The 7,407-nt window shown below is 70.6% G+C and carries 5 protein-coding genes and 1 pseudogene; 3 read left to right on the forward strand and 3 right to left on the reverse strand.

Annotation, left to right across the window (positions count from 1 at the left end; genetic code table 11):
• Window positions 1-72 precede the first annotated feature (72 nt).
• From GEV28_RS26925 to truA, 3 genes and pseudogenes are all read left to right on the forward strand, one after another.
• Window positions 73-1,137 carry a DNA-directed RNA polymerase subunit alpha gene (locus GEV28_RS26925; RefSeq protein WP_291415016.1) on the forward strand — a complete coding sequence of 355 codons (1,065 nt, stop codon included), beginning with the start codon at window positions 73-75 and terminating at the stop codon, window positions 1,135-1,137.
• A pseudogene (gene rplQ / locus GEV28_RS26930) lies at window positions 1,137-1,652 on the forward strand (50S ribosomal protein L17); the annotation flags it as partial. The gene GEV28_RS26925 and the pseudogene rplQ, both read left to right, overlap by 1 nt.
• Before the next feature lie 278 nt (window positions 1,653-1,930).
• Entirely contained in the window at window positions 1,931-2,707 is a 777-nt protein-coding gene (truA, locus tag GEV28_RS26935; protein ID WP_291415021.1) for a tRNA pseudouridine(38-40) synthase TruA, read from the forward strand.
• Between the two features lie 75 nt (window positions 2,708-2,782).
• On the opposite strand, the gene GEV28_RS26940 is transcribed toward truA, so the two are convergent.
• The 3 genes from GEV28_RS26940 to GEV28_RS26950 form a co-directional block, all read right to left on the reverse strand.
• Window positions 2,783-4,360 carry a S8 family peptidase gene (locus GEV28_RS26940; RefSeq protein ID WP_291415017.1) on the reverse strand — a complete coding sequence of 526 codons (1,578 nt, stop codon included), beginning with the start codon at window positions 4,358-4,360 and terminating at the stop codon, window positions 2,783-2,785.
• A 315-nt stretch (window positions 4,361-4,675) separates the two neighbouring features.
• Entirely contained in the window at window positions 4,676-6,235 is a 1,560-nt protein-coding gene (locus GEV28_RS26945) for a S8 family peptidase (RefSeq protein ID WP_291415018.1), read from the reverse strand.
• A gap of 231 nt (window positions 6,236-6,466) precedes the next feature.
• Window positions 6,467-7,195, reverse strand: coding sequence for a hypothetical protein (locus tag GEV28_RS26950; RefSeq protein WP_291415019.1), 729 nt, complete (start codon window positions 7,193-7,195; stop codon window positions 6,467-6,469).
• Between the last annotated feature and the right edge of the window lie 212 nt (window positions 7,196-7,407).

Here is a 7,407-nt window from a genome sequence, read left to right on the forward strand (position 1 = left end):
GCCCAGGCCGCCTCCCGGTCCATCCCGGTGGGCGTCAAATAGCGGTCGCCCCTGAGGTAAAGGAACAAGAAAGTGCTGATTTCACAGCGGCCCTCGCTCGGCGAGGAGCCGGTCAACGAGACACGCTCCCGGTTCACCATCGAGCCGCTGGAGCCCGGCTTCGGCTACACGCTTGGCAACTCGCTGCGGCGCACGCTGCTGTCGTCCATCCCGGGCGCGTCGGTCACCAGCATCCGCATCGACGGTGTCCTGCACGAGTTCACCACCGTGCCGGGGGTGAAGGAAGACGTCACCGACATCATCCTCAACCTCAAGGAGCTCGTCGTGAGCTCCGAGGAGGACGAGCCGGTCACCATGTACCTGCGCAAGCAGGGCCCCGGCGACGTCACCGGGGGCGACATCGTGCCGCCCGCCGGCGTCACCGTGCACAATCCCGACCTGCACATCGCCACCCTCAACGGCAAGGGCAAGCTGGAGATCGAGCTCGTGGTCGAGCGCGGTCGCGGCTACGTCCCGGCCGTGCAGAACAAGCAGGCGGGCGCCGAGATCGGCCGGATCCCGGTCGACTCCATCTACTCGCCGGTGCTGCGGGTCACCTACAAGGTCGAGGCCACGCGTGTCGAGCAGCGCACAGACTTCGACCGGCTGATCCTCGACGTCGAGACCAAGCCGTCGATCACCCCGCGGGACGCGGTCGCGTCGGCCGGCAAGACGCTGGTCGAGCTGTTCGGCCTGGCCCGCGAGCTCAACGTGGACGCCGAGGGGATCGAGATCGGTCCGTCGCCGCAGGAGGCGGACACCATCGCCGCCTACGCGATGCCGATCGAGGACCTCGACCTCACCGTGCGTTCGTACAACTGCCTCAAGCGCGAGGGCATCCACACCGTGGGTGAGCTCGTCTCGCGCAGCGAGGCCGACCTGCTGGACATCCGCAACTTCGGTGCGAAGTCGATCGACGAGGTCAAGATGAAGCTCGTCGGCCTCGGTCTCGCGCTGAAGGACAGCCCGCCCGGGTTCGACCCGACCACCGCCGCTTCGGACTACGCGAACGAGGGCTGGTCGGACACGGTTGGCGATGCCGGCGGCGACGGCGGGCATGACGATGGCCAGGACTACGCGGAGACGGAGCAGCTGTAATGCCCACGCCAACCAAGGGCGCCCGCCTGGGCGGCTCCCCGGCCCACGAACGGCTGATGCTGGCGAACCTCGCCACCTCGCTGTTCGAGCACGGCCGGATCACCACCACCCAGGCCAAGGCCAGGAAGCTGCGGCCGTTCGCCGAGCGCCTGATCACCAAGGCGAAGCGGGGCGACCTGCACAACCGCCGGATGATCATGAAGGTGATCCGGGACAAGGAGATCGTGCACCGGCTGTGCACCGAGATCGGCCCGTTCTTCACCGATCGGGACGGCGGCTACACCCGGATCCTGAAGACGCTCCCGCGCAAGGGCGACAACGCCCCGATGGCGATCATCGAGCTGGTCCAGGAGAAGACGGTCACGGCCGAGGCCGAGGCGGCGCGCAAGACCAAGTTCGCCGCCGACCAGAAGAAGGCCGACGCCCCGGCCGCCGACGAGACCGACGAGTCCACTGTGGACGACGCGGCCACGCCGGCCGCGGAGGTCGAGGTTGAGGAGAGCTCGTCCGACGACGAGCACCCCTACGGCGCCGGCAGCCGCGCCGCGCTGGAGGACGGCTCAGAGCCGGAGGGCTTCCCGATCAAGGGCAACGCCGACTCGATGCGGTACCACACGCCGGGCAGTGCCTTCTACGACCGCACCGTCGCCGAGGTGTGGTTCAAGACCGAGGAAGACGCGCAGATGGCCGGCTTCAGCCTGCCGCCGTCGCAGCAGGACGAGGACGAGTCCTGAGCTTTCCTTCCGGCGAGCCCGTCATCCCCACCGGGGATGGCGGGCTCGCCCGCTTCCGGCTGGACATCGCCTACGACGGCGCGGACTTCTCCGGCTGGGCCCGCCAGCCCTCCCGCCGCACGGTCTGCGGCGTGCTGGAGGACACGATGTCGATGGTCCTTCGCCAGGACGTCCGGCTCACGGTCGCCGGCCGCACCGACGCCGGCGTGCACGCCTCCGGCCAGGTGGCCCACTGCGACCTCGCGGGCGTCCCCGATGGCTTCCGCGAGCGGCTGGCCCGCGCCCTGCCCGCCGACGTGCGCGTCCTCGACGTCCGGCCCGCGCCGGCGGCCTTCGACGCCCGGTTCTCGGCCCTGCGCCGCCACTACGTCTACCGGGTGTGCGACCGGCCGTGGGCCGCGGATCCGTTGCGGCGCAACGACACCGTCTCCTGGCCCCGCGCCCTGGACCTGGTCGCGCTGAACGAGGCGGCCGCGGGACTGCTGGGGGAGCACGACTTCGTGGCGTTCTGCAAGCGCCGCGAGGGCGCCACGACGCTCCGCGAGCTCCAGCGACTCGCCTGGACTCGGGCCGACGACGGCGTCCTGTCCGCGGCGGTGTCCGCGGACGCGTTCTGCCACTCGATGGTCCGCAGCCTCGTCGGCGCGCTGCTGGCGGTGGGGGAGGGCCGCAAGCCGGTCGGGTGGCCGAGCACCCTGCTCACCGCCGCGAGCCGCTCGAGCGAGGTGACCGTGGCCCCCGCGCACGGCCTGGCCCTGACCGGCGTGGACTACCCCCCGGACGCCGAGCTGGCCGCCCGCGCCGAGCTCACCCGCAACGTCCGCGTGAAGCACTGAGCGGCGCGTCCCCGAAGGGACACGCCGCTCAGTAGGTCAGCGGCCTGTGTGACAGGGCTGTGTCACAGGGCTATGTCACAGGTCGAGCGTCCAGGTGTCGATGTAGCCCGTGTCGTAGGTTGCCGCGTCGCGAACCCGGAGGTTCCAGGTGCCGTTGGCGACCTCGCTGGAGAGGTTGCGGGAGTAGGTCTCGTTGACGTTGTCGGCGCTTCCTCCCGAGCGGTTCCGCAGGTTGTACACCGTGCCGTCCGGCGCGACGAGGTCGACGACCAGGTCACCGCTCCAGGTGTGCACGATGTGCACCTCGACCGTGGACGACCCGCTGGCGTTGCCGGTGCAGCCGGAGATCGTGATCGGGCTGCTCACCGTCGAGTTGTCGTTGATCGTGAAGTTGTTCGCGTTGGACGCCGCGGGGCAGGGGCCGGGCGGCTCGACGACGCCGGTCCCGGTGTAGAGCAGCAGGTTCGGCGAGCCGGTGCCCGGGTTGGTGATCTTGTTGGGGGTGGCCGCGGCCTTCATGGCGGACTGCACGGTCGCCGGCGATGCGGTCGGGTTGGCGGCCAGGTACAGGGCCGCGGCGCCGACCACGTGCGGGGTGGCCATCGAGGTGCCGCTGATGGTGTTGGACGCGGAGTCGTTCGTGTTCCACGACGAGGTGATGTCCTGGCCGGGCGCGAAGATGTCGGTGCACGTGCCGTAGTCGGAGAACGAGGCACGCGCGTCGGTGCGGGTGGAGGCGTTCACGGTGATCGCCTCGGTCACCCTGGCCGGGGTGAAGTTGCAGGCGTTGGCGTTGGAGTTGCCGGACGCGATGCCGTAGGTGACGCCGTCGGCGATCGAGTTGCGCACCGCGTTCTCGGTCGCGGTGTCCGAACCCTGGGCGCCGAGGCTCATGTTGGCGACGGCCGGGCCGGAGGTGTGGTTCTGGGTCACCCAGTCGATGCCGGCCGCGACACCGGCGAAGGAGCCGGAGCCGGAGCAGTCGAGCACCTTGACCGCCACCAGCTGGACCGCCTTCGCCAGGCCGTAGCTGGAGCCGCCGATCGTGCCGGCTACGTGCGTGCCGTGCCCGTTGCAGTCGGTGTTGTTGCCGTCGCCGGTGGTGTTGGTGCCCCACGTCGCGCGGCCGCCGAAGTTCTGGTGGGTGGTGCGGATACCCGTGTCGATCACGTACGCCTTGACGTTGCTCGCGGTGGTCGAGTACGAGTACTTGCTGTCGAGCGGCAGGTTGCGCTGGTCGACCCGGTCCAGGCCCCACGACGGCGGGTTCAGCTGGTCCGTCGTCATCCGCACGGTCCGGTTCTGCTGCACGTAGGCCACGTTCGGGTCGGCGGCGAGCTGGCGCGCGGCCTGCTCACTCATCGAACCGGCGAAGCCGCGCAACGCGGCCGTGTAGGTGTAGTCGACCTTGCTGCCGTACTTCTCGGCCGCGTTCGTGACCTGGTCGTCGACACTCTGCGCGGACACCACCGAGTCCTTGAACACGACGATGTAGCTGCCCTTGATCGCGTCCGCCGAGCCGGCGTACAGGACCTGGCCCTCGGCGGCCTGGGCCGCCGTGGCCCCGAAGCTCACGCTCAGCACGGCGGCCGACGCCGCGGCGAGCGAGGCCCCGAGGACACGTCTCTTCGAGATGACCCGTGACTCTCCCATTGCTTGTCTCCTTTGCAGGGCACAGCCCGACCCCAGCCCTCGATGGGGTCGACTGTGGATGGAGAAATGAGTGGGTTGTTCGCAAGCGAACGCTTTCCACATTTGTCGTGAGATCGCCGTGACGCAAGAGAGTCGACCGCGTTCGCTCCGCGACTTATGAACGTTTTGCATAAGCCTTGGGAACAAGTTGGCCCATGTGGCCCAGCGGATTCGCCCACCTGCCGCGTCCCGCCACACCCCGCGGGCCCAACACAGGACGACGCCCCCGCCGGGGGACGGGGGCGTCGGCAGAGCGGTCGGGTCAGAAGGGTCGGGTCACAGGTCGAGCGTCCAGCCGTTCAGGGTGCCGGTGTCGGCTGAGTAGACGTCCTGCACCGACAGCGTCCACGTGCCGTTGGCGGCCTCGGAGCCGAGGTTCACCGGGTAGGTCTCGTTGACGTTGTCCCCGCTGTCCCAGCCGGCGTCCTTCAGCCGGTACGCGGAGCCGTCCGGCGCGATCAGGTCGATCACCAGGTCACCGCGGTAGGTGTGGGTGATGTCCACGGCCACGGTGGACGCGGTCGAGGCCGCACCCTCGCAGCCGGAGATCGCGGTCGCGCTGGTCACCGCGGGGCCGGCGTCCGGGATCGCGACGCGGGTCGCGTTGGCCACCGCGTCGCAGTTGCCCGGCTCGGGGTCGGGGTCGCCGCCACCGGTGCCGGTGTAAAGCAGCACGTTCGGCGAGCCGGTGCCCGGGTCGGTCACCTTGTTCGGGGTGGCGTTGCCGGTCAGCGCGGTGGCCACCTCGGCCGGGGCCGCGCTCGGGTGGTCGGCCAGGTACAGCGCCGCCGCGCCGGCGACGTGCGGGGTGGCCATCGAGGTGCCGCTGATCGTGTTGGTGCCGCCGGACAGCCAGCTCGAGGTGATGTCCACGCCGGGAGCGAAGATGTCGGTGCAGGTGCCGAAGTTGGAGAAGTAGGCACGCGCGTCCGCGCTGTCGGTCGCGTTGACGGTGATGGCCTCGGGCACCCGGGCCGGGGAGAAGCCGCACGCGTCGGCGCTGGAGTTGCCGGAGGCGATCGCGTAGGTGACGCCGGAGGCGATCGACGCCTGCACGGCCGAGTCGATGGCCGCGTCCGCGCCGCCGCCGAGGCTCATGTTGGCCACCGCGGGCTTGGCGGCGTTGGCGGTCACCCAGTCGATGCCGGCGACGACCTGCGCGGTGGTGCCGGAGCCCGAGCAGCTCAGCACCCGCACCGCGACCAGCGAGACCTCCTTGGCCAGGCCGTAGTTCGCGCCGCCGATGGTGCCGGCGACGTGCGTGCCGTGGCCGTGGCAGTCGGTGGCGTCGTTGTCCCCGTCGACCGCGTCGTAGCCGGACGAGGCGCGGTCGCCGAACTCGGGGTGGGTGGTCTCGATGCCGGTGTCGATGACGTACGCGTGCACGTTGCTCGCGGTCGTGGCGTAGGCGTAGTTGTTGTCCAGCGGCAGATCGCGCTGGTCGACGCGGTCCAGGCCCCACGACGGCGGGTTCGGCTGGTCGGCGACCAGCGTCATGGTCTGGTTCTGCTGCACGAACTCGACCGCCGGGTCGGCGGCCAGACGCTTCGCGGCCTGCTCGCTCATCGACGCCGCGAAGCCGTGCAAGGCGGCGGAGTAGGTCTGGGTGACGGTGCCGCCGTACTCGGCCGCGGTGGTGGCGGCCCGCGCCGCCGCGCCGTCCTTGAACTTGACGATGTAGCTGCCCTCGACCGCGGTCGCCGAGTCGGCGCCGAGCACCTGGCCCTCGGCCGCGCTCGCCGGCCCGGCCGCGACCACGGCGAGCCCGGCGGCGGTCGCCGCGGCTATCACGAGTCCCGTGATTCGCACGCCCGACCTGCCACGTGACTGTTCCATGCTTCTCCTCATGCAGGGACGCCGCCGGTACCAGCCCTCGAAGGCACCGGCGGAGTGTGGGGAAACTTCCGTTCGCATGGCGAACGGTGTCAATGATCGTCCGCGCAGGGCATGGGACGCACCCGACAAAAGTCGGGCATCGTCAACAGTTTGGCTCCCCTGGGAAGAAGTTGAACCATCAAGGTCAACAGAAGCGGCTGTTTGCCGCGTCCCGAAACGGGTCTTCCGCCCTCAGTCGCCGCGCCGCACCGGGCCCAGGATCGCCTGCTCCTTACCGGTGGTGACCAGCCGCAGCGGCTTCCACAGGTTCCGGCCCAGCGCGACGACCTGGTCGTCGGCCAGCGTGGTCAGCTGGTGCACCATCGGCGGCGGCAGCCGCCAGATGCGCGCGGCAAGCTGCGCCTGGCCCACCGGCAGGCGCTGCAGCAGCACCAGGTCGGCGGCGTTGGCCGTGGCGCCGGCCTGCGGGTGCATGTAAGGCAGCACGTACACCGTGGTCTGCCACGGCGACCGCGGCGGGAACAGCTCCTGCGGCGTCGGCCCGCCGTCGTGCACGACGAGCAGCGGCCCGTCCTCGGACGGCCGGGGGAGCTCCACCGGGCTGAGCCTGCGGATCTGCACGAGCGGCGCCGGACGCCCGTCCGGGCCGTTGCCGGCGGCCTTCTGCAGCACCTGCCAGGCGGCGGGCCGGCCGGTGGCGACGACCACCCAGGCACCGACCGCCATCGCCCGCAATGCCACCTGGCGCGCCATGTACAGCCCGCCGACCAGCACGATCCTGGTCGGCGCCGGGCGCAGCGCCGAGATGGTCAGCGGCTCGCCCTGCAGGCCCGAGCCGAGCATCATGCCGCCGCGGTCGCCGCTGGGGCTGACCGCGTCGAGCATCGCCGGGGGCACCAGGAACTCCTGGCTCAGCCCGGTCCCGGACTGGGTATCCATCAAACGGCTGGACCCGCTCATGACCGCACCTCGCAGGCTCGGCCCGGCCGCTCGCGGTCGCCCTGTGACATTGATTCGCTCGCACGCTCGCTCATGTCCGCACCTCGCAGGCTCGGCCCGGCCGCTCGCGGTCGCCCTGTGACATTGATTCGCTCGCACGCTCGCTCATGTCCGCACCTCGCAGGCTCGGCCCGGCCGCTCGCGGTCGCCCTGTGACATTGATTCGCTCGCAC

Source organism: Actinophytocola sp. (assembly GCF_009379765.1).
Classification (GTDB): domain Bacteria; phylum Actinomycetota; class Actinomycetes; order Mycobacteriales; family Pseudonocardiaceae; genus Actinophytocola.